The following is a 22,894-nucleotide window of genomic DNA, read 5'->3' on the forward strand; positions in this document are numbered from 1 at the left end:
GCACTTTCGAGGAGACCCATGTCCGAGACCAACGCCGCCTCCGGCAGGACCCCTGTCGACTTCTGGTTCGACCCGCTGTGCCCGTGGGCCTGGATGACCTCCCGCTGGGTGCTGGAAGTGGAGAAGGTCCGGGACATCGAGATCCGCTGGCACATCATGAGCCTCGCGGTACTGAACGAGGACAAGCTCGACGAGCTGCCCGAGGAGTACCGGGAGATGCTCGCGACCCAGGCCTGGAAGCCGGTGCGCGTGGTGACCGCGGCCTGGCAGAAGCACGGCGCCGATGTCCTCGGCCCGCTCTACACCGCGCTCGGTACCCGCTTCCACAACAACGGCGAGGGCCCGACCGCCGAGGCCATAGCGGCGGCCCTCGACGACGCCGGCCTGCCCGCCGACCTGATCGAGTACGCCGACCAGGCCGACTTCGAGTTCGACGCCCAGCTGCGCGCCTCCCACAAGGAGGGCATCGAGAAGGTCGGCCAGGAGGTCGGCACCCCGGTCATCGCGGTCCCCGGCCCCGACGGCGAGGAGATCGCCTTCTTCGGCCCGGTCGTCACTCCGACCCCCCAGGGCGACGACGCCGTCCGGCTGTGGGACGGCACCCTCGCCGTCGCCTCGGTCCCCGGCTTCTACGAGATCAAGCGGACCCGCACGAAGGGCCCGGACTTCAGCAACCTGTAGCCACCCGCGGGACCGGCCGCGGACACCTGCCGACGGGGTGTCAGAAACCCGTCGGCAGGAAGGCGCCGACCCGCCAGTCGGTCTTCTTCTGCACACGGCGGCAGCCGTCGCTCTGGCAGCGGTGGAAGGCCTTCGCGACGAAGCGGTCGTCCTCCAGCTTCGGCAGCAGCGCCAGCTCGGCGGCCGTGATCTCCGCATCGCCCTTCAGATCCCGGAAATCCTGCAGCCGGTCGTGGCAGGTCGGACTCGGGCATCGCACGAACGTCATGAGCGCCTCCTGGGGGACGGCCGCGCCGGTCGCGCGACGCGGTGCGGGGAGCGTAGGCCGCCGCCGCCCCGAACGGCAGCCCGGAACCGGCCGCGCCGCGCGCCGGGCTACCCGGACGGGTGGCGCGGCCGTGCCGGGTGGCGGAGTCGGCCGGGGTGGCGGCCGGGACAGCCACCCGTTGGACGCGGCGGCCGGTGACGCCCGCACCGCCGTCTTCCCCGGGATCGTCACCGTCGCCCGCGGCATCCGGTACCTGGTACGGGAGGGGAGGCCGCCGTACGCCCGTTCCTGGATCTCGGGCCCAGGACGCCCAGGACGCCTACGACGCCACCGGCGCGGCCCGTACCTCCCGCGCCCGGTCGACCGGATCGCCGCCTTCTTCGAGAGCCCGGAGCTGGTCGACCCCGGCGTGGTAATGAGAGCGGCCCCGCGAGTCACGTCCTCGCGGGGCCGCTCCCTTACTCCGCCCGCCGCCGTGAAGGGTGAGAAGACGATCACGAGGCGGGACGATCGTGGGGTCCTACGGCGCCAGCAGCAGGACGTCCGCGCGGGACTTGGCGGCGGTGAGACGCCGGGCCACGTCCTGCCAGTTGACGACCTGCCACATCGCCTCGACGAAGTCGACCTTCTGGTTGCGGTACTGGAGGTAGAAGGCGTGCTCCCAGGCGTCGAACACCAGGAGGGGGGTGGCGCCCTGGCCGACGTTGCCCTGGTGGTCGTAGACCTGCTCGACGATCAGCCGCCCGCTGAGCGGTTCGTACGCGAGGACGCCCCAGCCCGAACCCTGCGTCGTGGCGGCGGCCTTGGACAGCTGCGCCCTGAAGTGGGCGAAGGAGCCGAAGGACTCGGCGATGGCGTCCGCGAGTTCGCCCACGCCGTCCGCCTCCAGCGGCTCGCCGCCGCCCTCACCCGTCATGTTCTGCCAGTAGATGCTGTGCAGGATGTGCCCGGAGAGGTGGAAGGCCAGGCTCTTCTCCAGCCCGTTGATCGAGCCCCACTGCTCCTTGTCCCGTGCCTCCGCGAGCTGCTCCAGCGTGTCGTTGGCGCCCTTCACATAGGCCGCGTGGTGCTTGTCGTGGTGCAGTTCGATGATCTCCGGGCTGATCACGGGGGCGAGCGCGGAGTAGTCGTAGGGCAGTTCAGGAAGCGTGTAGACGGGCATGGCGGGATCCCCTCCGGACCTCTTATTGCAAAGGGCTTGCAAGTGCAGGCTAGCAACAAGAAGGGGTGCGCGGGCAACAGGAAGGCCCCCACGTGTGTCACGTGAGGGCCTCTGCGCGACCGTGGCCGCGGTCGCGGTGGCTCAGGCTTGGTGGCTCAGGCTTGGTGGCTCAGGCTTTGGCGCGCGCCTTCTGCCGGGCGTAGCCGACGGCCGCCAGGAACACCGTCATCGCACCCGTCGAGTACAGCTGCACCCGCGTGTCCGGCTCCCGGGCCATCAGGACGAGGACCGCCGCCATACCCGCCAGCGCCACCCACGTCAGTACCGGGAACGCCCACATCCGCACGGCCGGTGTGCCCGGCGCCTCCCGCTCCAGCCGGCGGCGCAGCCGCAGCTGCGAGACGGCGATGAGGATCCAGACGACCAGGATCACCGCGCCGATCATGTTGAGCAGCCAGGGGAAGACGTCGTCCGGCCGCCAGTAGCTCAGCGCCACGCAGCCGAAGCCGAACACGCAGGACGCGAGCACCGCGACGCGGGGGACCCCGCCGGACACCCGGCCCAGCGCCTTCGGGCCCTGGCCGCGCTCGACCAGGGAGTAGACGATGCGCGAGGAGCCGTAGATGTTGGCGTTCATCGCCGACAGGAGCGCCACCAGCACGACCACGTTCATCACCTGGCCGGCGCCCGGAATGCCGAGGTGGTCGAGGGCGGCGACGTAGGGGCCCTTCTCGACGACCTCCTTCGAGTCCCAGGGGACGAGCGTGACGATCACCGCCATCGAGCCGATGTAGAACACCGCGATGCGCCACATCGCGGTACGGACCGCGCTCGCCACGCCACGCACCGGGTCCTCCGACTCGGCCGCCGCGATGGTGACCGTCTCCAGCCCGCCGTACGCGAAGACCGAGGCGAGCAGGCCGACGACCAGGCCCTCGCTGCCGTGCGGCAGGAAGCCTCCCTCGCCGGTGAGGTTCGCCGTGCCCGGGGCGTCGGTGCCGGGCAGGACACCCGCGATGGCCAGCACGCCCAGCACCAGGAACAGCGTGATCGCGCCGACCTTCAGGGCCGCGAACCAGAACTCGAACTCGCCGAAGTTCTTCACGGCGGCCAGGTTCGCGCCGCAGAACACCACCATGAACAGCGCGACCCAGGCCCACTCGGGCGTGCCCGGCAGCCAGCCGGTGACGATCTTCGCGGCGCCGATGCCCTCCAGGCCGACGGCCGTGCAGAGCAGGACCCAGAAGGACCAGCCGGCGGTGAATCCCGCCCACGGGCCGATCGCCCGTTCCGCGTGCGCCGAGAAGGACCCCGACGACGGGTAGGCGGCCGACATCTCGCCGAGCATCCGCATCACCAGCATCACGAGGAGGCCGGAGAGGGCGTAGGCGACGACGATGGACGGCCCGGCGGCCGCGATGCCGGCGCCGGAACCGACGAACAGTCCGGCGCCGATCACCCCGCCGAGGGCGATCATCGACAGGTGGCGCTGCTTGAGGCCGTGGGAGAGGGAGGCGTCCTGCGCCGTGGGCGGTGTCTCGGTGGTGGTGCTGGGCATGGCGCGGCTGGTCCAGTGCGTGAGAGGGCAAAAACGCCGACATTCTGGGCGGCCCCGGCGACCGGACGGAAAGCCTGACCAGCATGTGGACACATCCGGTACGGAGAGTGAGGAGATCCTCACGGTCGTCCGTTTTGGAGGGTCCCCACAGTCGGCGCGTGGGATGCCCACGTGAGCGAAACGTCCCTGCCTCCGTGACCCGTATCACGCCGCATCCGGTGTAACCGGCGTCCTTTGTCCGGAGCGCACCAAGCGCGTGCTCCAGCCTTTGTCGAGCGTCGACGGTGAACCGCGCGAGGGCGCTGGGATAGCGTCGGCATGTCCCGACATGCCCACATCACTCCGCGGAGTCCCCATGAGCACCGCTGCCGCCGCCCCCGCCCGCACCGGACAGGTCCTCGCCGACCTGCTCCCCGCCTCCCGGGTGCGGGACATCGCGCTCGTGGTCGGCGGCGCCGCGCTCACCGGCCTCGCCGCCCAGATCGCGCTGCCGGTGCCCGGCTCCCCGGTGCCGGTGACCGGCCAGACCTTCGCCGCGCTGCTGGTCGGCACGACGCTCGGCGCGAGCCGCGGCTTCTCCGCGCTCGCCCTGTACGCGCTCGCCGGTCTCGCCGGTGTGCCGTGGTTCGCGTCCGGCACCTCCGGCGTCTCGGTCTCCTTCGGCTACATCCTCGGCATGATCCTCGCGTCCACGGTGGTGGGCGCCCTGGCCCGCCGTGGCGCCGACCGCTCGGTGCCGCGCATGGCGGGCGCCATGCTGGTGGGCGAGGCGATCATCTACGCCGTCGGCGTCCCCTACCTCCACTACGCCGCGGACATCACCTGGTCCGCCGCGATCGCGGCCGGCCTCACCCCGTTCCTGATCGGCGACGCCCTGAAGGCGGCCTTGGCGATGGGTGTCCTGCCCACCGCCTGGAAGCTCGTCAAGCGCTGATCCCCAGCTCGGCCGAAGAGGCTCGCCGGGTCGCACCGCGACTCCGCCCGGCGGGCCTCTCGCACGTCTCGGGCCGGACGACGCGCGGGGGTCAGGCAGCTCGCGGATCAGTTCTCCCGCTGCCTCGGCCGCCGCTGCGACCACCACAGGCCCGCCACGCCGGCCGCCATCAGCGCCGCACCCGCCGCGCCCAGCGGTGCCACCCCGGGGCCGGTCTTCGGGAGTTCGTCGCTGCCCGGCGCCACCGGCTTGTTGTCGGTGCCGAGCAGCAGCGGGGTGGCCGGGGCGTTCGGCGACGGATTCGTCGTACCGAACGGAACCGGGCCCTGCTGCCAGAACGTCTTCGCTCCGTCGCTGGTCTGCACCGGCAGGCAGATCTTTCCGGTCTTTCCCAGGTCGAACGTCGCGTCAACGGCGTACGACGTCGACTGGCCGGCCGCGAGATTGTCGATGGGGCAGGCGTAACCGCTGTTCGAACCGTCCGGCAGGTTCTTTTCGTCGATCGCGGAGCAGCCTTGAACGTTCTTGACCGTAAGGCCGTCGAAACCGACGACCAAAAGCCGGATCTTTCCGCTGTCCTTGGTCCCCTCGTTCTTCACCGTGGCGGTGATATCTGTTTCTTTCGAACTGTTGTCGACCGAGATCTTCCCGGGCAGCAGCGTGGTGACCTTCACACCCGCCGGTGCCTCGTCAACGGCCTTTCCCCCCTTGCCGCTCCCCGGCCCCTGGTCTCCCGCCCCGGCCGTGCCGGAAAGGATCATCACGGCCGAGAAAGATGTCGCCAGCAGTGATCCGGTGATGGTCGTCGTACGACGAGAACTCATGTTCGTCCCCCTTGGCTGCGCCTGAATTCGCAGTACTTGAAGAGGTACCACAAGATTTCTCCGCACTATGCTGGTACGGCTCGAAGTGTGACCATTGTGTTTCAGTCGGGAAGGCGCTGAGAAGTACCGAGAGGTATTGAGGGGGGTGCAGCGGATTGCCGGGGAATGCGAGCAGTGGTGGAGTTCCAGGGATGCTGGTGGCGGGGCGCTATCGATTGGTCGAAAGCATCGGCCAGGGGGGAATGGGGCGGGTGTGGCGAGCCGCCGACGACATACTCGACCGCCAGGTCGCGGTGAAGGAGATGCGCATCGACGGCCTCGACGCCGAGGACGCCCGCACCCGCCGCGAACGGACGCTGCGCGAGGCCCGGGCCACGGCGCGGATCGACCATCCCAACGTGGTGCGCGTGTACGACGTGGTCGACGAGGGCGAACGCCTGTGGATCGTCATGGAACTGGTCTCCGGCCGCTCCCTGGAACGCGTCCTGGCGGAGGAGGGCCCGCTGGCCCCGCGGGAGACGGCACTGCTCGGACTCGGCCTGGTGGAGGCGCTGCGGCAGGTGCACGAACGGGGCGTGCTGCACCGGGACATCAAACCCGGCAACGTCCTGGTGGAGGACGGCGGACGGTCCTCGTCCGCTCCCCGGATCGTCCTCACCGACTTCGGCATCGCCGCGATCCAGGACGCCAAGGCGCTCACCATGGTCGGCATGCTGGTCGGCTCGCCCGACTACATGGCCCCGGAGCGGGTCTCGGGCCGCCCGCAGGGCCCGCCGTCGGACGTGTGGTCCCTCGGCGCGACACTGTGCGCGGCGATGGGCGGCCGCTCCCCGTTCGCCCGCGACACCACACTGGCGACCCTGCACGCGGTCCTCTACGAGGAGCCCGAACTGCCGCCGGGCGCGGGCCCGTTGCGCGACATCCTGGCAGCGCTGCTGGAGAAGGACCCGTCGGTCCGGCCCGGACTGGAAGACGTGGCGACCGCGCTCCGGCCGCTCACGTCGGCGATGCCCACGCCGACGGTCCCGACGGGGGGACCGGCAGCGAGGGCTCCGGCAGCGAGGGCTCCGGAGGAGGAAGCTCCGGGGCAGGAAGCTCCGGTGGGGCAGGAAGCTCCGTGGGAGGAGCCCGACGCCGGACCCCTGCTCGTACCCGGTCCGGAGGTGCCGCAGACGCTCGTAACCGGTCCGGAGGTGCCGCAGACGCCGGGGATGCCGGGGACGCCGGAGACACGGGGGATGCCGGGAAAGCCGGAGACACGGGGGATGCCGGGAAAGCCGGAGACACGGGGGATGCCGGGAACGCCGGACGTCAGCGACGCGGTGCCTTCCCTCCCACCCGCGCCCGAGGAGGAGACTCCCGCCCTGGAACCGGGCCCGGCCCCGGGTCCCGCCCTCGCCCCCGACTCCGGGAAGACCCGGTCCCTACGTACGCCGCCCGACCCCAGGCGTCCCGCACCGCCGCCGCCGCCGTCGACGACGACGACGGAGCCGGGAGCCGGGGCCGCCACCCCGGGGATCCCGATACCGGCCAACGCCTCCACCGAAGCCGCGTCCGAAAGGCGCTCGGAGACCCACTCCGAGACTCCGCCCGGGTCTCTGCCCGGCGCCCTATCCGGGTCCCCGTCCGGGACTCTGTCCGGGTCCCCGTCCGGCACCTCCCCGGCTGCCGTTCCCCGAGGACCCGCCGCCGGAGGTCCGGCCGCCGGAGGAGCCACCGCCCGGGGAGCCGCTGCCCGTAGGTCCGGTTCCGGCGCCGGTGTGTCCCTCGCCCGCGCGCAGGCGGAAACGGAGAGGCGCCCCGCCCCGGCGCCCGGGCCAGCCCTCACCCCCAGGGGTGGATCCGCTGCCACCCCCGCACCCACCCCCGTCCTCACCCACACGCAAGGCCCAGCCGCAGGCCACGTCACCGCCACCGGCCCGCACCCCCTCGCCACGCCCCCGGGTGAACTGCCGGGCCCCGCCGTCCCGGCCCTCATCCCTCGGCGCGGCCGTCGTGGCCGTCGTGGCCGGCAGCGGGCCGCGCTCCTCGCGGCCGTGGGCGCGGTCACCGTGGGCGCGGTCGTCGCGATCGTCCTCACGGCGGCCTCCGGGCCACCGGGCGACGACACCACCGCGGGCTCCTCGCCGTCGGCCGCGGCCTCCCCGTCGCCGTCCAGCACGCCGAGCGACAGCCCGGCGCCCACGGTCGAGGGCACGTCCCGTCCGCAGAGCCTGCCGCCAGGCGCGCACCGGGAGGCGGGCGGGTTCGCGTGGGCGACGCCGCCGGGCTGGCGGCGGGACGTGAAGACGGGCGCGGAGGTGCACTACACGTCCCCCGACGGCACACAGGAGCTCGCCGCCAAGTCCGCCCTCGCCCGCGGCGACCTGATGGAGTCGTGGCAGACCTCGGAGCAGAACGCCCGCCAGGGGCAGGACTACCGGAAGATCCGCCTGGAGGAGACGACGTTCCGCGGCCACCCCGCGGTCGTCTGGGAGTACACCTTCACGCTCAGAGGCGTCCCCTGGCACGCCCACCTGCTGGGCTTCAACGCGAACGGCAAGTCGTACCAGATCAACACCTGGTACCAGCCGGACATCGAGACACAGGCCCTCGAGACGTACGCCGAGGTCAGGGACAGCTTCACGGTCGTGTGACCGCGAATGCGGCGGACGGCAGACAGCCGACGGCCGACGGCCGACGGCCGACGGCCGAGCAGACGCCAGACATCAGCCGGCAGACGCCAGCCGCCAGCCGCCAGCCGCCAGACGAGGAGGGCCCGCGGCGCATACACGCCGCGGGCCCTCCTCGTCACTCACTGTCACCCATCATCACTGACCGTCAGTCACCGGACTCAGCCGGCGGAGACCTTGTCAGCGGACTCGGAGGGCCCGGCGGAATCGGTCGGCCCGGCGGCGGCGGCCCGCCCCCGCAGGACCCTCTCCTTCACGAAGGCGATCGCCAGCACGACCGCGGCGACGAGCAGGGACAGCAGCACCGTCTTGCGGCCGTCGTGCTCGGTGTCGGTGAGCATGTAACCGAGGACGAAGACGATCAGCGCGGCGGTCGCCCAGGTCAGGTACGGGTACAGCCACATCCTCACGACCAGCTTCTCCGGCGCCTCGGCCTGGATGATCTTCCGCATGCGCAGCTGCGAGAAGCAGATGACCAGCCACACGAACAGGGCAACCGCGCCACTGGAGTTGACCAGGAAGAGGAAGACGGAGTCGGGGAACTTGTAGTTGAAGAACACCGCGACGAACCCGAACACGACGGAGGCGACGATCGCCGCCAGCGGAACCCCGCGGGAGGTGGTGCGGGCGAAGGCCTTCGGCGCGTCCCCGCGCTCACCGAGCGAGTACGCCATGCGGGAGGCCGTGTACAGGCCGGAGTTGAGACAGGACAGCACCGAGGTCAGCACGATGAAGTTCATGATCTGACCGGCGTGCGCGATACCGAGGGAGTCCAGGGCGGCGACGTAGGAGCCCTTGTCGGCGATCGAGGCGTCGTCCCACGGCAGCAGGGTCACGACGACGAAGATCGACCCCAGGTAGAACACGCCGATACGCCAGATGATGCTGTTGGTGGACTTGGTGACGGCCCGCTGCGGGTCCTCCGACTCGCCGGCCGCCAGGGTCGCGATCTCGCTGCCCATGAAGGAGAAGACGACGAGCAGGACGCCGGTGAGGATGGCGCCCGCCCCGTGCGGCAGGAAGCCGCCGTGGTCGGTCAGGTTGGCCAGCCCGGCCTTGTCGCTGTCCACGCCGGGCAGCACCCCGAACACGGCCAGCCCGCCGATGACGATGAACGCGCCGATCGCGACGACCTTGATGCCGGCGAACCAGAACTCGAACTCGCCGTAGGAGCCGACGGAGACGAGGTTCGTGGCGGTCAGCACCACCATCACGAGCAGGGCCCAGCCCCACTGCGGTACGGCGGGTATCCACCCTTCGAGGATCTTGGCCCCGGCGGTGGCCTCGACGGCGAGCACGACGACCCAGAAGAACCAGTACAGCCAGCCGATGGAGAACCCGGCCCAGCGCCCGAGCGCCCGGTCGGCGTGCGCCGAGAAGGAACCGGAGGTCGGGTTGGCGGCGGACATCTCGCCGAGCATCCGCATCACCAGCACCACGAGCGTGCCGACGAGGGCGTACGACAGGAGGATGCCGGGTCCGGCGGTGGCGATACCCGAGCTGGACCCCACGAAGAGTCCGGCTCCGATGACGCCACCGATGGCGATCATCGACAGGTGACGGTTCTTGAGCCCTGCGTGGAGGCCGCTGCCGGGATCGCCGGGGGCTCCTGGGGCGTGACCGGCCTCGGGGAGGGTCGGCTGCGAGGTCATGGACGAATTTCCTTTGCGCCGGTTGAGCTGTCCCCCGTACGAGCGGTGTACGGAGGCGGATGAATCGGTCCAGTGAATCGGAGGCAAAGGGATAGGTGAACCTTTGATTCCGGATTGTTACTTGAGGTTTTCCTGAGGTTCCATACTGTTGCCCGCAGTTTTCGGCCTGTGGCCCCGGGGCTGCTGCCCTGAAACGCCCGTGTCACACTCGTCCCATGCGCGTGTATCTCGGCTCCGACCATGCGGGCTTCGAACTCAAGAACCACCTCGTCGACTGGCTCCGGGCGGCCGGCCACGACCCCGTGGACTGCGGCCCGCACATCTACGACGCCCAGGACGACTACCCCCCGTTCTGCCTCCGTGCCGCCGAGCGGACGGCCGCGGACCCGGACGCCCTCGGCGTGGTCATCGGCGGCTCCGGCAACGGCGAGCAGATCGCCGCGAACAAGGTGAAGGGCGTGCGCGCCGCGCTGGCCTGGAGCGAGGAGACGGCGTCCCTGGGCCGCCGGCACAACGACGCGAACGTCGTCGCGGTGGGCGCGCGCATGCACACCCAGGAGGAGGCGACGAAGTTCGTCGAGACCTTCCTCGACACCTCGTTCTCCGGTGACGAGCGTCACATCCGCCGCATCGACATGCTGGCGGACTACGAGACCACGGGCGACCTCCCCCCGATCCCCGCACACCACCCCCAGCAGTAACCCCGCCCCGCACTGCTCCCAGCCGGCCCGGCATCGATCCAGCCCGTCCGGCGTTCGAGGACGAGGCCCTGCGGGCCGACCGGGGTCTGGGGCGGAGCCCCAGCGGGGGAGAAGCGGAGCCCCAGCGGGGGAGAAGGGGCAGCGCCCCTGGTGACGGGTACGGGCAAGGGCGGCGGGGGCGAGAACCCCCACGCCCACCCCACCGCAGACGAACGGGAGCAACCGTGCCAGAGGGGCACACGATCCACCGGCTGGCCCAGGACTACGCCGCCGCCTTCCTCGGCACGGCCCCCCACGTCACCAGCCCCCAGGGCAAGTTCGCCGACGCCGCCGCCCTCCTCACCGGCAGCCCGCTCACCCGCACTGAGGCCCACGGCAAGCACCTCTTCCTCGGCTTCCGCGACAGCGCCCACGTGCACATCCACCTGGGCCTCTTCGGCAAGGTCAGCTTCGGCCCGGCCCCCGCGCCCCCGCCCACGGACACCGTCCGCCTCCGCCTCGCGCACAGCACGTCGTACGTGGATCTGCGCGGCCCCGCCACCTGCGCCCTGATCACGCCCGCCGAGAAGCAGGCGATACACGACCGCCTCGGCCCCGACCCCCTGCGCGAGGACGCGGACCCGAACGCCGCGTACCGCCGGATCTCCCGCAGCCGTACGACGATCGCCGCTCTGCTGATGGACCAGAAGGTCGTCGCCGGCGTCGGCAACGTCTACCGCGCCGAGGTCCTCTTCCGGCACGGCATCGACCCGTACCGCGCCGGCCGGGACCTGACCCCCACCGAATGGGACGCGATCTGGACCGACCTGGTCGAGCTGATGCGCGAGGGAGTGCGCAACAACCGCATCGACACCGTCCGCCCGGAACACACCCCGCAGGCGATGGGCCGCCCGCCGCGCGTCGACGACCACGGCGGCGAGGTCTACGTCTACCGCAGGGCCAACCTGCCCTGCCACCTCTGTGGCGGTGAGATCCGCACCGCCGATCTCGCCGCCCGCAACCTCTTCTGGTGCCCGGCCTGCCAGAAGAGCCAGGCCGGCTGAGTCCCCTCCCGCCGGCGCCCGTCAGAACCCGTGCGGCAGCCAGGGAGTCACCACGGACCCGAACCCCACGGCCGCCTCCGCCAGCGCCCCCTGCCGCAGCTCCCGCACCCGTCCGGCGCCCGCCAGCGAGGCCAGGCTCACACCTCCGAGGTACGCCGCCCCCAACTCCCGTACGGACAGCGCGAGATCGGCTGCGTCCGTCGTACGACCGCACGACGCGCCCTTCGCGTCACCCGTCAGCCGCCAACGCCCCGCGTTCCAGGGGCAGAAGTCGTCCTCGACCTCGAACACCACGTCCACCGGCGCCTGATAGGCGCGGGCCTCCAGCGCCGCCCCGACGTCCACCAGCCGCACGTACAGCGAGTCCCGCACGCGCAGCCCGCACCGCCGGATGTCGTTCACCATGGACATCCACGGCTCGTCCAGCGGCCGCCCCAGCGCGCTCAGCGACGACGTCAGGTCGATGTCGAACAGGAACCGCCACAGCGCGGCATGCGCCGCCGCGTCCAGCGCCTCCGTGTCCTGGAGGACCACCACACCCTTGGGCCCCGCGGCCTCCCACCCCGGCCGGACCCGGAAGCGCGCGTATCCCACGACCTCGCCGTCCCGTTCGGCGAGCACACACTGCAACGGCGACGCCCCGTCCCGGGCACTCTCCGGGTCGAGCAGCCAGATCCGCTCCCACCCGGGCAGCCGCGCCAGCATCCCCGGCCGGCCGGGCACCCGGCGGGCGTACACCGCCTCGCACGCGTCCAGGACGTCGGCCGGCGCGGCGTACCGCAGGCGTACGTCATCGGTGCCGGGCGGCACCGACAGCCGTACGCGGGTCGTGTCGACGTCGAGGTTGGTGCCGAACGTGGCCGCGGCGTACCCGAACCGGCCGTAGATCTCGGGCTCGGAGGCCGTCAGGACCGCCAGCGGCCGGCCCCACGCCCGGACGTCGTCCAACTGCCGCCGCATCATGGACCGCAGCACCCCGCGCCGGCGGTGCGTGGCGGCCACGCTGACCATCGTCACGCCCGCGGCGGGCACCGAGGCGCCGCCCGGCACGGTCAGCCGGAAACTGAACGTGCCGGCCGTCCCCACGCACGCGTTCCCGTCCCAGGCGCCGATCGAACGGTCGAGCTCGGTGAGGGAGTTCCACAGCTCCCGCTCCTCGGACGCCTCCGGAACCCCGCCGAAGGCGCGGATCAGGTTGTCGTACCACTGGTCCCAGTCGTCCTGTCGCAGCACCCGCAGGTCGGTACTCATAGCAGTCCCCATGGGCCATGCCTATCAGGGCATTGCGGGACGGGCCAGGGAATTTCGACTTGAGGGCGGCGAGGCGGCTTCCGGTGAAGTTCACTGTGAAGTTGAGCCTCGGACGGGGGACAAGTGGGACCTCCCGTGCCAAGCGGCTGGTCCGATGGATAGGGTCCCGAACTAATGGCAGCAGGACGAGAGCGGCGCGCGGAAGCCGAGACGTTCACGGCCCGGTTGAAGATGCAGTGGCACCGGGCCCGCGTAGGCCTGCGCAGAAGCGCCGTGGACTACTTCCGCGGCGACGGCTCGGACTGGGTGGCGCTGGTCGGTCTCCTCCTGACCGTGCCCCTGATCGCGGCCACCACACTCATGAACTCGGTGTGGTGCTCCCCGGCCGCGCTGGTCCTGCCGATCGTCGCGGGCGGCCTGCTGCTGCGCCCGGCGAGCCTGCTCGGCCTGTACGCGGCGGCGGCGACCGCGCTGATCGTGGAGTCGGTACAGCTCGGCCCGTACACGGAGGGCCCCTCCCGGGTCACCCCGGGCGTGGTCCTGGTCGTGGCGGCCTGCGGACTCTTCGGCCTGCTCATCGCCCAGTTCCGCAGCCGGGTCGGCGTGCCGTGGCGGCGCGGCGGCACCATGCTCTTCGACCTGCGGGAACGCATCCGGGTGCAGAGCAAGCTGCCGCAGCTGCCGCAGGGCTGGCACCGGGAGATGGCGCTGCGCCCGGCGGGCGGCCAGTCGTTCTCCGGTGACTTCGTTGTCGCGGCCCGAACCAACGGCGGCCGCACCCTGGAGGTGGTCCTCACGGACGTGTCCGGCAAGGGCATGGACGCGGGGTCGCGGGCCCTCCTGCTGTCGGGCGCGTTCGGCGGCCTGCTCGGGTCGCTGCCGCCGCACGCCTTCCTCCCGGCCGCGAACGGCTACCTCCTCCGCCAGGACTGGGACGAGGGCTTCGCGACCTCGATCCACCTGGTCCTCGACCTCGACTCCGGCGACTACGAGCTGTACTCCGCGGGGCATCCGCCGGGCCTCCAGCTCAGCGCGGGCAGCGGACGCTGGGAGGAGAAGGCCGCCGAGGGCCCGCTGCTCGGTGTGTACGACGGCGCGCAGTTCGACCCCGTGAAGGGCTCGCTGCGCCCCGGAGACGTGCTGATGCTGTTCACGGACGGTCTGGTGGAGACGGCCGAACGCGACATAGTCGAGGGCATCGACCGCCTCACCGGCGAGGCCGACCGCTATGTCGCCGGCGGCTTCCACGGGGCCGCCTGGCACCTGATCGAAGCGGTCGCCAAGGACGTCAACGACGACCGGGCGCTGCTGCTGATCTGCCGGGAGGGCCCGACGGCCCAGGCGACCCTGCGCTGAGACCGCCCGGCCCGCGCACCCCGCGGCCCCTCTGGGGACCCGCGGGGGCCCGCGCGGCGGGACACTGGACGTGTGACGCACACTCCCGAGCAGCTGACCCTGGCCGAAGTAGAGGCCACCGCCCGCACCGCCCACGCCGGCCAGACCGACAAGGCCGGGCGGCCCTACGCCGAACACCTCCAGGCCGTGGCGGAAGGGGTGAGCGCGCGCGGCGGTGACGAGGACCAGATCGCGGCCGCCTGGCTGCACGACGCCGTCGAGGACGGCGCCCTGTCCGAGCGGTGGCTGGAGGAGGCCGCGCTGAGCCGCCGGACGAAGGACATCGTGTACGCGCTCACCAAGCGGAACGGGGAGCCGCCCGAGGCGTACGCCCGGCGCATTCTCGCCACTCCGGGCGCCTTGCTGGTGAAGGAGGCGGACCTGGCGCACAACGCGGACCCGGCGCGCCTCGCCGTACTGGACGAGTTCACCCGCAGACGACTGACCGAGAAGTACACGCGGATGCGTGCGCTTCTCGGTCTGCTCGACAGGCGAGGGCGATAAGGGGGAGGGGAGAGGGGTGACGCCGAGGGGTGACGGGTGACGGGTGACGGTGACGGGTGACTAGGCGCTGACCTTCTCGCGTACGGCGCTCTTCGCGCGCTGCTCGCGTCCGCGGGCCTGTTCGGCGGCGTCCGGGCGGAAGGCCCACGCCATCGTCGGCTCCATCGCGCACCGGAACAGCCGCCGCACCGGCGAGGTGCACAGCAACGTCACGGCGACGGCCGCGAGGACGCTCACGAAGATCTCGCCGAGCGGCCGGTGCAGCCAGGCCTGGTCGAACCAGCCCGCGTAGTCGCCGCCCTTGATCAGGAAGCCGTGCAGCAGGTAGCCGTACAGCGTGCCCGCGCCGAGCGCCGTGAACCAGAGGTTCCGGCCCGGCACCCAGGAGAAGAAGCAGGCGGTCAGCAGCAGCGAGCAGGCGAACAGCGCGAGGACCATGACCGGCCCGGTCCACCAGGGGGCGCCCATCTCCTGCGCCGCGTCCCGGTGGTAGAACCACGACGTGTTCATGCGCGGCACGGCCCACCAGCCGACGACCAGCGCCGCCGCGAACACCGGCACCGACAGGATCCGCATCGCCCGCCGGCGCACCAGCCGGAAGTGCTCGGGCTTCAGGCACAGGCCGAGCACGAAGTACGGCAGGAACTGCAGCACCCGCTGCAGGTCGAGGTCGTTGCCGATCTCCGGGCTGACGGTCGCCAGCATCGCGATGCCGAGCGCGACCGGCAGCGGCCACCGCACCAGCTTCCAGACCGGCGTGGTGAGCCGCCAGACGAACAGCGCGCACAGGAACCACGTCAGGAACCACGGGTCCAGGAGGCTGATCTCCCGGTCCGGGGAGTGGCCGGCGAAGTACTTGAAGAGGGAGTAGGCCGTCTCGAAGACGACGTACGGCACGACGACGCCGGTGATCAGCCGCCTGAGCCGGTCGGCGCGCATGTCGAAGCTGCGCGAGAAGAAGCCGGAGATGATGATGAACGCCGGCATGTGGAAGGCGTACACGACCGTGTACAGGGCCTCCAGGGTCCGGCTGTCGCCCTTGACGGGCTCCCAGGAGTGGCCCACCGCGACCAGGACGATGGCCAGGTACTTGGCGTTGTCGAAGAACGCGTCCCGCTGTCTGCCGGGCTTGCTCTGTCGCTGGTTGTGTCGCTGGTTGTGTTGCTGGTTCTGCGGCGAGCGCGGACTGGGCACTCCGTCCGCCGACGACTGCGTCGGGGGGAGCGGCGCTCGATGGGGGCCGTGCGGTCGCAGCGAGTTCGTCACAGGGACCTCGCTGCGCTTGCGGGGGACGAGGCGGCGTGGAACATCTGAGGCACCCTAGCCTCGGCTGTGCGCTTTCGTAAAACCCTCGAAGTCATTCCTGGTTAATGCCTTCGCGTACCCGCGTTTTCATGAAGTTGACAGCGAGCCGACGTGAGGACCGCCACACGCCGACCGTCCCTCGAAGCACCTCATATCTGTCCTACTTGTCACGATTCATCCCCACTAAATAGTGCCTTATCGGCATGACGTGCGCGCTGTCGGGGCCTTCTGTGACGGCAATTCGAATTACCTGCGAACACCATGTGTGGACACGGAAACGACGCGGTCGAATTCCCTGTGCGGGTGGCCCGTCGAATTGTTGTACGGGTGTCACGGCGGGGGCCGATGCGCGCCCGCCGGCGCGTGGCGGTCCGGGGCGGCCTTGGCCAACGTTGGGTCACGCGCCGCATATGCGGGCCGTGTTGGTGGCACGATGGTTCTGGCGGGGGTGCGCGGGGTGGCATCCCCGGGCCGGGAGAGCGGACCGACCGAGGGTGTGATCAGTTGTGGCCATTTCGCTGTCAGTGGTGCTGCTGTTGGCGATCATCATGGTGGTGTTGATCCGGGGAGGATCGCTCAAGGCCGGCCCGGCCGTGGTCGCTGTGCTCTTCGGCTTCTTCCTCGCCTCGACCGGCATGGCCGACGACATCCAGCGGTTCCTGAACTCGATAGCGGAGACCATCAACTCGATCCAGTTCTAGGCGTGGATCGCGTGGAGCGTGTGGTCCGCCGCAGCGCCGGAAAAGGCCTCCGGCCCGGTCCTCGGAAGGACCGGGCCGGAGGCCTTGTCGGAGCGGGCGACGGGAATCGAACCCGCGTAGCTAGTTTGGAAGACTAGGGCTCTACCATTGAGCTACGCCCGCACAGCACGCGCCGCGGTTCGGTGACCACGGCACAGGAGGCATCGTAGCGGGTCGTCCCCCCTCGTCGCACACCCCGTCAATACGGCGGCCCTGCGGCCCGCGGGCATGTACCCTACGTGTCGCACCAGCACGGGGTGTGGCGCAGCTTGGTAGCGCGTCCGCTTTGGGAGCGGAAGGCCGTGGGTTCAAATCCCGCCACCCCGACCACTTGCCGGCCGTCACCGGGCCGCACCGGCCCGCCCGCACGATCACGCTCGGGTGAGCGCGTCCCCTGATCGCCTTTGGGGCCGTGTCGCCGCTGCCGTTACTATGCAAGCTGCACGCCCGTGTGCCTCTCCCTACGAAGTCCTCCGGGCGGCGAATTTGCCCGGAGCCGGTCTGGCTGCGGGCAGAACCCAAGAAGTCAGCCACAAGGAGACCGAACCGTGAAGAGCGCCGTGGAGACCCTGAACCCGACTCGGGTTCGGCTCACTGTCGAGGTGCCCTTCGAGGAGCTCAAGGACAGCCTCGACGCGGCGTACAAGAAGATCAACCAGCAGGTCACGGTGAAGGGCTTCCGCAAGGGCAAGATCCCGGCCCGTGTCATCGACCAGCGGTTCGGTCGCGGCGCCGTGCTCGAGGAGGCCGTCAACGACGCGCTTCCGAAGTTCTACACCGAAGCGGTCAACGAGGCCGAGCTCAACGTCCTGGGCCAGCCCGAGGTCGACATCACCGAGCTGAAGGACGGCGAGACGCTGAACTTCACCGCCGAGGTCGACGTCCGCCCCGCCCTCGAGATCCCGGACTACTCCGGCATCGAGGTCGAGGTCGACGCGGTCGAGGTCAGCGAGGAGGACGTCGACAAGGCCGTCTCCGAGCTGCGTGAGCGCTTCGCCTCGACCTCCCCGGTCGAGCGTGCCGCCGAGGACGGCGACGTCGTCACCCTCGACCTGGAGGCCAAGGTCGACGGCGAGGTCCTGGAGGACGGCGTCGCGAGCGGCGTCTCCTACACCATCGGCTCCGGTGAGCTGCTGGAGGGCATCGACGACGCCGTGAAGGGCCTGGAGGCCGGTGGCGAGGCCACCTTCACCTCCGAGCTCAAGGGCGGCTCGGCGGCCGGCAAGGAGGCCGAGGTCACCGTCAAGGTCTCCCAGGTCGCCGCGCGTGAACTCCCCGAGCTGGACGACGAGTTCGCGCAGCTCGCCTCCGAGTTCGACACCCTTGAGGAGCTCCGGGCCGACAGCCGCAAGCGCCTGGAGAACATGAAGCAGTACGACCAGGCCACGCAGGCCCAGGAGCGCGTCCTGGAGAAGCTGCTGGAGCTCGTCGAGGTGCCCGTCCCCGAGAAGCTGCTCGAGGAAGAGGTCAACACCCGCAAGCACAACCTGGAGCACCACCAGCTCGGCCAGATGGGCCTCGACCTCCCGAAGTACCTGGAGATCCAGGGCAAGACCGAGGAGGAGTTCGAGACCGAGACCCGTGAGGCCGCGGTCAAGGGCATCAAGACCCAGTTCGTCCTCGACGAGCTCGTCAAGCAGGAGAAGCTCAACGTCAACCAGGAGGAGCTCACCGAGCACCTCATGCGGCGCGCGGCCTCCTCCGGCATGTCCCCCGACCAGTTCGCCCAGGCGGTCGTCGAGGGTGGTCAGGTGCCGCTGCTGGTGGGCGAGGTCGCCCGCGGCAAGGCCCTGGCCGTCGTGGTCGAGAAGGCCACGGTCAAGGACACCAACGGCGAGATCATCGACCTGGAGGACGAGGAGGAGGAGACGGAGGCCGCCGAGGCCACCGCCGACACCACCGAGGCCCCGGCCGAGGAGAAGACCGAGGGCTGAGCCCACGGCGCTCGGCAGGTCGTACGGAGGGCCCTGGGGCGCGACAAGCCCCGGGGCCCTTCCGCTGTCCCGCGGCGCGGTTGCGCGGCGGCCGCGGGGACCCGCGCGACCGGCCACCGGCGGCCTGCGGCCGCCCACGGTCCGGCCGCCCTCAGGGCGCGGGGAACGGCCCCGCCCGGCGGGGGCGACCTGCGCTCACAGCGAACAGTTCCTTTTGCGGGATTCCCCGAAGGGACCCGCGCGTTAGGGTCCATGAGTACGAGGGCAGGGGAGTCCCCGAGCCCCCCGAGCCCCGGCAGGACACGTAAGACGGCCCGGACGCCGTCGTAAGACGAGCAGGTGGATACGTGACGAATCTGATGCCCTCCGCCGCCGGCGACCCCTCCATCGGTGGTGGCCTCGGCGACCAGGTATACAACCGGCTGCTCGGCGAGCGGATCATCTTCCTCGGCCAGGCGGTCGACGACGACATCGCCAACAAGATCACCGCACAGTTGCTGCTCCTTGCCGCTGACCCCGACAAGGACATCTACCTCTACATCAACAGTCCCGGTGGCTCGATCACGGCCGGCATGGCGATCTACGACACCATGCAGTTCATCAAGAACGACGTGGTGACCATCGCCATGGGTCTCGCCGCTTCCATGGGCCAGTTCCTGCTCAGCGCGGGTACGCCGGGCAAGCGCTTCGCGCTCCCGAACGCCGAGATCCTGATCCACCAGCCGTCCGCCGGTCTGGCCGGCTCGGCCTCCGACATCAAGATCCACGCTGAGCGGCTGCTGCACACCAAGAAGCGCATGGCCGAGCTCACCTCGCAGCACACCGGCCAGAGCATCGAGCAGATCACCCGTGACTCGGACCGCGACCGCTGGTTCGACGCGCTCGAGGCCAAGGAGTACGGCCTCATCGACGACGTGATCCCCACGGCCGCCGGTATGCCGGGCGGCGGCGGCACCGGGGCGGCCTGAGCCCCAGTACAGCCCCCAGCCGACCGCCACAGCCCCAAGGAGACAGAAAGTGAACGACTACCCCGGCAGCGGCCTGTACGACCGCACACGCGCCGAGCTCACCGTCCCGGCGGCCGAGTCCCGCTACGTCATCCCGCGCTTCGTCGAGCGCACCTCGCAGGGCGTGCGCGAGTACGACCCGTACGCGAAGCTCTTCGAAGAGCGCGTGATCTTCCTCGGTGTGCAGATCGACGACGCGTCCGCCAACGACGTCATGGCGCAGCTGCTGTGCCTGGAGTCGATGGACCCCGACCGGGACATCTCGGTCTACATCAACAGCCCCGGCGGCTCCTTCACCGCGCTGACCGCGATCTACGACACCATGCAGTTCGTGAAGCCGGACGTCCAGACGGTCTGCATGGGTCAGGCCGCCTCGGCCGCCGCCATCCTGCTGGCCGCCGGCACGCCCGGCAAGCGCATGGCGCTCCCGAACGCCCGTGTGCTCATCCACCAGCCGTACAGTGAGACGGGCCGGGGCCAGGTCTCCGACCTGGAGATCGCGGCGAACGAGATTCTCCGGATGCGTGCCCAGCTGGAAGACCTGCTGGCCAAGCACTCCACCACGCCGATCGAGAAGATCCGCGAGGACATCGAGCGCGACAAGATCCTCACGGCCGATGACGCGCTGGCGTACGGCCTGATCGACCAGATCATCTCCACCCGGAAGATGAACAACGCCTCCGTCCGCTGACGCGGAGGATGTATCGTCTGCCGCCCCTTGGCACGGTCCGACACGCTGCGCGTCGAAGTGAACCGCGCCAAGGGGGGCCCGAACGGGGGGCTCGGCAAGGTACCGTCGGACATAAGGCAGCACCAGGAGCCGCTGGACCTAGGCGTCTCCCAGGCGAAGGGGAAGCACACCGTGGCACGCATCGGTGACGGCGGCGATCTGCTCAAGTGCTCGTTCTGCGGCAAGAGCCAGAAGCAGGTCAAGAAGCTCATCGCAGGGCCCGGTGTGTACATCTGCGACGAGTGCATCGACCTCTGCAACGAGATCATCGAGGAGGAGCTCGCCGAGACCAGCGAGGTCCGGTGGGAGGAACTCCCCAAACCCCGCGAGATCTACGAGTTCCTTGAGGGCTACGTGGTCGGCCAGGAGTCGGCCAAGAAGGCCCTCTCGGTCGCGGTGTACAACCACTACAAGCGGGTCCAGGCCGGTGAGAACGGCGGCGCGCAGAGCCGCGAGGACGCCATCGAGCTGGCGAAGTCCAACATCCTCCTGCTGGGCCCGACGGGCTCCGGCAAGACGCTGCTGGCCCAGACCCTGGCCCGGATGCTCAACGTCCCGTTCGCCATCGCCGACGCGACGGCGCTGACGGAGGCCGGCTATGTCGGCGAGGACGTCGAGAACATCCTGCTGAAGCTGATCCAGGCGGCGGACTACGACGTCAAGAAGGCCGAGACCGGGATCATCTACATCGACGAGATCGACAAGGTCGCCCGCAAGAGCGAGAACCCGTCGATCACGCGCGACGTCTCGGGTGAGGGCGTCCAGCAGGCCCTGCTGAAGATCCTGGAGGGCACCACGGCCTCGGTGCCGCCGCAGGGCGGCCGTAAGCACCCGCACCAGGAGTTCATCCAGATCGACACGACAAACGTCCTGTTCATCGTGGGCGGTGCCTTCTCGGGACTGGAGAAGATCATCGAGTCCCGGGCCGGCGCGAAGGGCATCGGCTTCGGCGCGACGATCCGCTCCAAGCGGGAGCTGGAGGCCAAGGACCGGTTCGAGGACATCATGCCCGAGGACCTGGTCAAGTTCGGCATGATCCCCGAGTTCATCGGCCGTCTCCCCGTGATCACCTCGGTCCACAACCTGGACCGCGAGGCCCTGCTCCAGATCCTGATCGAGCCGCGCAACGCGCTGGTGAAGCAGTACGAGCGTCTCTTCGAACTCGACGGCGTGGAGCTGGAGTTCGAGCGCGAGGCGCTGGAGGCCATCGCCGACCAGGCGATCCTCCGCCAGACCGGCGCCCGTGGCCTGCGGGCCATCATGGAGGAAGTCCTCCAGGGCGTCATGTACGAGGTCCCGTCCCGCAAGGACGTGGCCCGCGTGGTCATCACGGCCGACGTGGTCCTCTCCAACGTCAACCCGACGCTCATCCCGCGGGATTCGCGGGGCCGGGGGCCGGGCGAGCAGAAGACGGCGTAACCGCCCGCAGACGCAGACGCAGACGCAGACGCAGACGCGCAGAAGGGGCCCCGGTCGATCGACCGGGGCCCCTTCGTCGTTCCGTGGTGCGGGTCAGACCTTGACGCGCACGTCCTTGCGGAACTTGGCGGTCAGATCGGCCGCGCTCTGCAGGTTCGCCGCCTTGCCGGCCATCGCGTCGGCCAGGTCGAGGGGGATGATGACGCCCAGGGTGCTGTGGTCGCCCCAGATGCACACCGGCACGCTGATCTCGCTGGGACCGGTCGAGCCGGACGAGGAGTCGCCCTTGACCTTCGTCTCCTGGCACTTGAGGACGGCGCCTTCCAGACCGCTGGGCGTGTAGGCCTTCGGGCTGCCCACGGCCTCGCCTTCGCCGTCCTCCTTGGCGCTCTTCTTCATCTCGGTGAACATGCCGTCGACGACCGCCTCGGGGTCCTCGATGTCGCCGTAGGCACCCATGAAGTTGACCATCTTCATGGCGAAGGGGTTGTCCTCGCTCCCGGACTGGTAGCCGGCGTTCACGTCCTTGGCGTTCTTCACGCCGTGCTTCTCGGCGTCCTTGATGTCGTCCTTGTTGAAGCCGTCGCTGTCGGCCTCCTTGGACTTCTTGTACTCCCCGCTGAGGACCGTCGCCGGCGTCGTCAGCTTGTGCGCCCCGTCGTCGGCGATGTCCGAGCCGCCGCCGCCCCCGCCGATCACGAAGTACGCGCCCACCGCGATGGCCGCCACCACGGCGACCGCGCCGATGATGAGGCCCGTCTTCTTCTTGCCGCCTCCCGGCGCAGGCGGCTGCGGCGCTCCGTACGGAGCCTGGCCGTACGGCGGTTGCTGCTGGCCGTAGGGGTCCTGCTGGCCGTACGGCGGGGCCTGCGGCGGGACGCCCTGGCCGGGCTGCTGCGGGTAGCCGTAGCCCGGCTGGGCCGGAGGCGCCTGCTGGGGGTACCCGTAGCCGGGCTGCGGGGCCTGCGGCTGCTGGCCGTACGGGCCCGGCTGACCGTACGGTCCGGGCTGCTGGGGCTGCCCGCCGTACGGGCCCGGCTGGTTGTGACTCATTTCTGGGTTCCCCTCCAGATGCTTATGTGTTCACGACATCCTGACGCAGGAGAGGGTGGCG

20 protein-coding genes and 2 tRNA genes are annotated in these 22,894 nt (G+C 70.4%); 13 read left to right on the top strand and 9 right to left on the bottom strand.

Annotation, left to right across the window (positions count from 1 at the left end):
* The first annotated feature begins 18 nt into the window (after positions 1 to 18).
* A complete protein-coding gene (locus ACWD0J_RS18980) occupies positions 19 to 681 on the top strand; it encodes a mycothiol-dependent nitroreductase Rv2466c family protein (protein ID WP_451496958.1) in 663 nt (220 codons plus the stop codon).
* Positions 682 to 721: 40 nt separating this feature from the next.
* On the opposite strand, the gene ACWD0J_RS18985 is transcribed toward ACWD0J_RS18980, so the two are convergent.
* The 3 genes from ACWD0J_RS18985 to ACWD0J_RS18995 all read right to left on the bottom strand — a co-directional run bounded on the left by ACWD0J_RS18985 (position 722) and on the right by ACWD0J_RS18995 (position 3,669).
* Positions 722 to 949 carry a hypothetical protein gene (locus ACWD0J_RS18985; protein ID WP_451496959.1) on the bottom strand — a complete coding sequence of 76 codons (228 nt, stop codon included), beginning with the start codon at positions 947 to 949 and terminating at the stop codon, positions 722 to 724.
* A gap of 520 nt (positions 950 to 1,469) precedes the next feature.
* Positions 1,470 to 2,111: a superoxide dismutase gene (locus ACWD0J_RS18990; RefSeq protein ID WP_451496960.1), complete on the bottom strand. Its 642-nt coding sequence runs from the start codon at positions 2,109 to 2,111 to the stop codon at positions 1,470 to 1,472.
* Between the two features lie 169 nt (positions 2,112 to 2,280).
* Entirely contained in the window at positions 2,281 to 3,669 is a 1,389-nt protein-coding gene (locus ACWD0J_RS18995; protein ID WP_451496961.1) for an amino acid permease, read from the bottom strand.
* Between the two features lie 355 nt (positions 3,670 to 4,024).
* Here ACWD0J_RS18995 and ACWD0J_RS19000 point away from each other — a divergent pair, with 355 nt between their 5' ends.
* On the top strand, positions 4,025 to 4,603 hold the full coding sequence (locus ACWD0J_RS19000) for a biotin transporter BioY (RefSeq protein WP_451496962.1): 579 nt from the start codon (positions 4,025 to 4,027) through the stop codon (positions 4,601 to 4,603).
* A gap of 107 nt (positions 4,604 to 4,710) precedes the next feature.
* Here ACWD0J_RS19000 and ACWD0J_RS19005 read toward each other — a convergent pair whose 3' ends face one another.
* The gene (locus ACWD0J_RS19005) at positions 4,711 to 5,427 is read right to left on the bottom strand and encodes a hypothetical protein (protein WP_451496963.1); all 717 of its coding nucleotides are present in this window, start codon (positions 5,425 to 5,427) and stop codon (positions 4,711 to 4,713) included.
* 191 nt (positions 5,428 to 5,618) lie between these two features.
* On the opposite strand from ACWD0J_RS19005, the gene ACWD0J_RS19010 reads away from it, so the two are divergent.
* A complete protein-coding gene (locus tag ACWD0J_RS19010) occupies positions 5,619 to 8,063 on the top strand; it encodes a protein kinase domain-containing protein (protein WP_451496964.1) in 2,445 nt (814 codons plus the stop codon).
* A gap of 197 nt (positions 8,064 to 8,260) precedes the next feature.
* On the opposite strand, the gene ACWD0J_RS19015 is transcribed toward ACWD0J_RS19010, so the two are convergent.
* Positions 8,261 to 9,751 carry an amino acid permease gene (locus ACWD0J_RS19015; protein WP_451496965.1) on the bottom strand — a complete coding sequence of 497 codons (1,491 nt, stop codon included), beginning with the start codon at positions 9,749 to 9,751 and terminating at the stop codon, positions 8,261 to 8,263.
* Between the two features lie 215 nt (positions 9,752 to 9,966).
* Between ACWD0J_RS19015 and ACWD0J_RS19020 the strand changes: the two genes are divergently transcribed.
* Both ACWD0J_RS19020 and ACWD0J_RS19025 read left to right on the top strand, forming a co-directional pair.
* Positions 9,967 to 10,452, top strand: a complete 486-nt coding sequence (locus ACWD0J_RS19020; RefSeq protein WP_451496966.1) for a ribose-5-phosphate isomerase — start codon at positions 9,967 to 9,969, stop codon at positions 10,450 to 10,452.
* A gap of 224 nt (positions 10,453 to 10,676) precedes the next feature.
* The gene (locus ACWD0J_RS19025) at positions 10,677 to 11,495 is read left to right on the top strand and encodes an Fpg/Nei family DNA glycosylase (protein WP_451496967.1); all 819 of its coding nucleotides are present in this window, start codon (positions 10,677 to 10,679) and stop codon (positions 11,493 to 11,495) included.
* Positions 11,496 to 11,516: 21 nt separating this feature from the next.
* Here the strand turns inward: ACWD0J_RS19025 and ACWD0J_RS19030 are convergent, their stop codons facing one another.
* A complete protein-coding gene (locus ACWD0J_RS19030) occupies positions 11,517 to 12,746 on the bottom strand; it encodes a GNAT family N-acetyltransferase (RefSeq protein ID WP_451496968.1) in 1,230 nt (409 codons plus the stop codon).
* A gap of 174 nt (positions 12,747 to 12,920) precedes the next feature.
* Here ACWD0J_RS19030 and ACWD0J_RS19035 point away from each other — a divergent pair, with 174 nt between their 5' ends.
* Positions 12,921 to 14,102 carry a PP2C family protein-serine/threonine phosphatase gene (locus ACWD0J_RS19035; RefSeq protein ID WP_451496969.1) on the top strand — a complete coding sequence of 394 codons (1,182 nt, stop codon included), beginning with the start codon at positions 12,921 to 12,923 and terminating at the stop codon, positions 14,100 to 14,102.
* 72 nt (positions 14,103 to 14,174) lie between these two features.
* Positions 14,175 to 14,645, top strand: a complete 471-nt coding sequence (locus ACWD0J_RS19040) for an HD domain-containing protein (protein ID WP_451496970.1) — start codon at positions 14,175 to 14,177, stop codon at positions 14,643 to 14,645.
* A gap of 60 nt (positions 14,646 to 14,705) precedes the next feature.
* Here ACWD0J_RS19040 and ACWD0J_RS19045 read toward each other — a convergent pair whose 3' ends face one another.
* Positions 14,706 to 15,911 carry an acyltransferase family protein gene (locus ACWD0J_RS19045; protein ID WP_451496971.1) on the bottom strand — a complete coding sequence of 402 codons (1,206 nt, stop codon included), beginning with the start codon at positions 15,909 to 15,911 and terminating at the stop codon, positions 14,706 to 14,708.
* A gap of 545 nt (positions 15,912 to 16,456) precedes the next feature.
* On the opposite strand from ACWD0J_RS19045, the gene ACWD0J_RS19050 reads away from it, so the two are divergent.
* Entirely contained in the window at positions 16,457 to 16,651 is a 195-nt protein-coding gene (locus ACWD0J_RS19050; RefSeq protein ID WP_059191782.1) for a hypothetical protein, read from the top strand.
* A gap of 91 nt (positions 16,652 to 16,742) precedes the next feature.
* Here ACWD0J_RS19050 and ACWD0J_RS19055 read toward each other — a convergent pair.
* A tRNA-Gly gene (locus ACWD0J_RS19055) sits at positions 16,743 to 16,813 on the bottom strand.
* Positions 16,814 to 16,943: 130 nt separating this feature from the next.
* On the opposite strand from ACWD0J_RS19055, the gene ACWD0J_RS19060 reads away from it, so the two are divergent.
* The 5 genes from ACWD0J_RS19060 (at position 16,944) to clpX (ending at position 21,780) form a co-directional block, all read left to right on the top strand.
* Positions 16,944 to 17,020: transfer RNA gene (locus ACWD0J_RS19060), tRNA-Pro, on the top strand.
* A 218-nt stretch (positions 17,021 to 17,238) separates the two neighbouring features.
* Positions 17,239 to 18,624: a trigger factor gene (gene tig, locus ACWD0J_RS19065; protein ID WP_451496972.1), complete on the top strand. Its 1,386-nt coding sequence runs from the start codon at positions 17,239 to 17,241 to the stop codon at positions 18,622 to 18,624.
* Positions 18,625 to 18,983: 359 nt separating this feature from the next.
* Positions 18,984 to 19,592 carry an ATP-dependent Clp protease proteolytic subunit gene (locus ACWD0J_RS19070; RefSeq protein WP_286066341.1) on the top strand — a complete coding sequence of 203 codons (609 nt, stop codon included), beginning with the start codon at positions 18,984 to 18,986 and terminating at the stop codon, positions 19,590 to 19,592.
* A 49-nt stretch (positions 19,593 to 19,641) separates the two neighbouring features.
* On the top strand, positions 19,642 to 20,322 hold the full coding sequence (locus tag ACWD0J_RS19075; protein ID WP_286062380.1) for an ATP-dependent Clp protease proteolytic subunit: 681 nt from the start codon (positions 19,642 to 19,644) through the stop codon (positions 20,320 to 20,322).
* A 171-nt stretch (positions 20,323 to 20,493) separates the two neighbouring features.
* A complete protein-coding gene (gene clpX / locus ACWD0J_RS19080) occupies positions 20,494 to 21,780 on the top strand; it encodes an ATP-dependent Clp protease ATP-binding subunit ClpX (RefSeq protein WP_451496988.1) in 1,287 nt (428 codons plus the stop codon).
* A gap of 93 nt (positions 21,781 to 21,873) precedes the next feature.
* Here the strand turns inward: clpX and ACWD0J_RS19085 are convergent, their stop codons facing one another.
* Positions 21,874 to 22,833 carry a hypothetical protein gene (locus tag ACWD0J_RS19085; RefSeq protein ID WP_451496973.1) on the bottom strand — a complete coding sequence of 320 codons (960 nt, stop codon included), beginning with the start codon at positions 22,831 to 22,833 and terminating at the stop codon, positions 21,874 to 21,876.
* Positions 22,834 to 22,894: the final 61 nt, after the last annotated feature.

This window comes from Streptomyces sp. NPDC003011 (genome assembly GCF_053591515.1).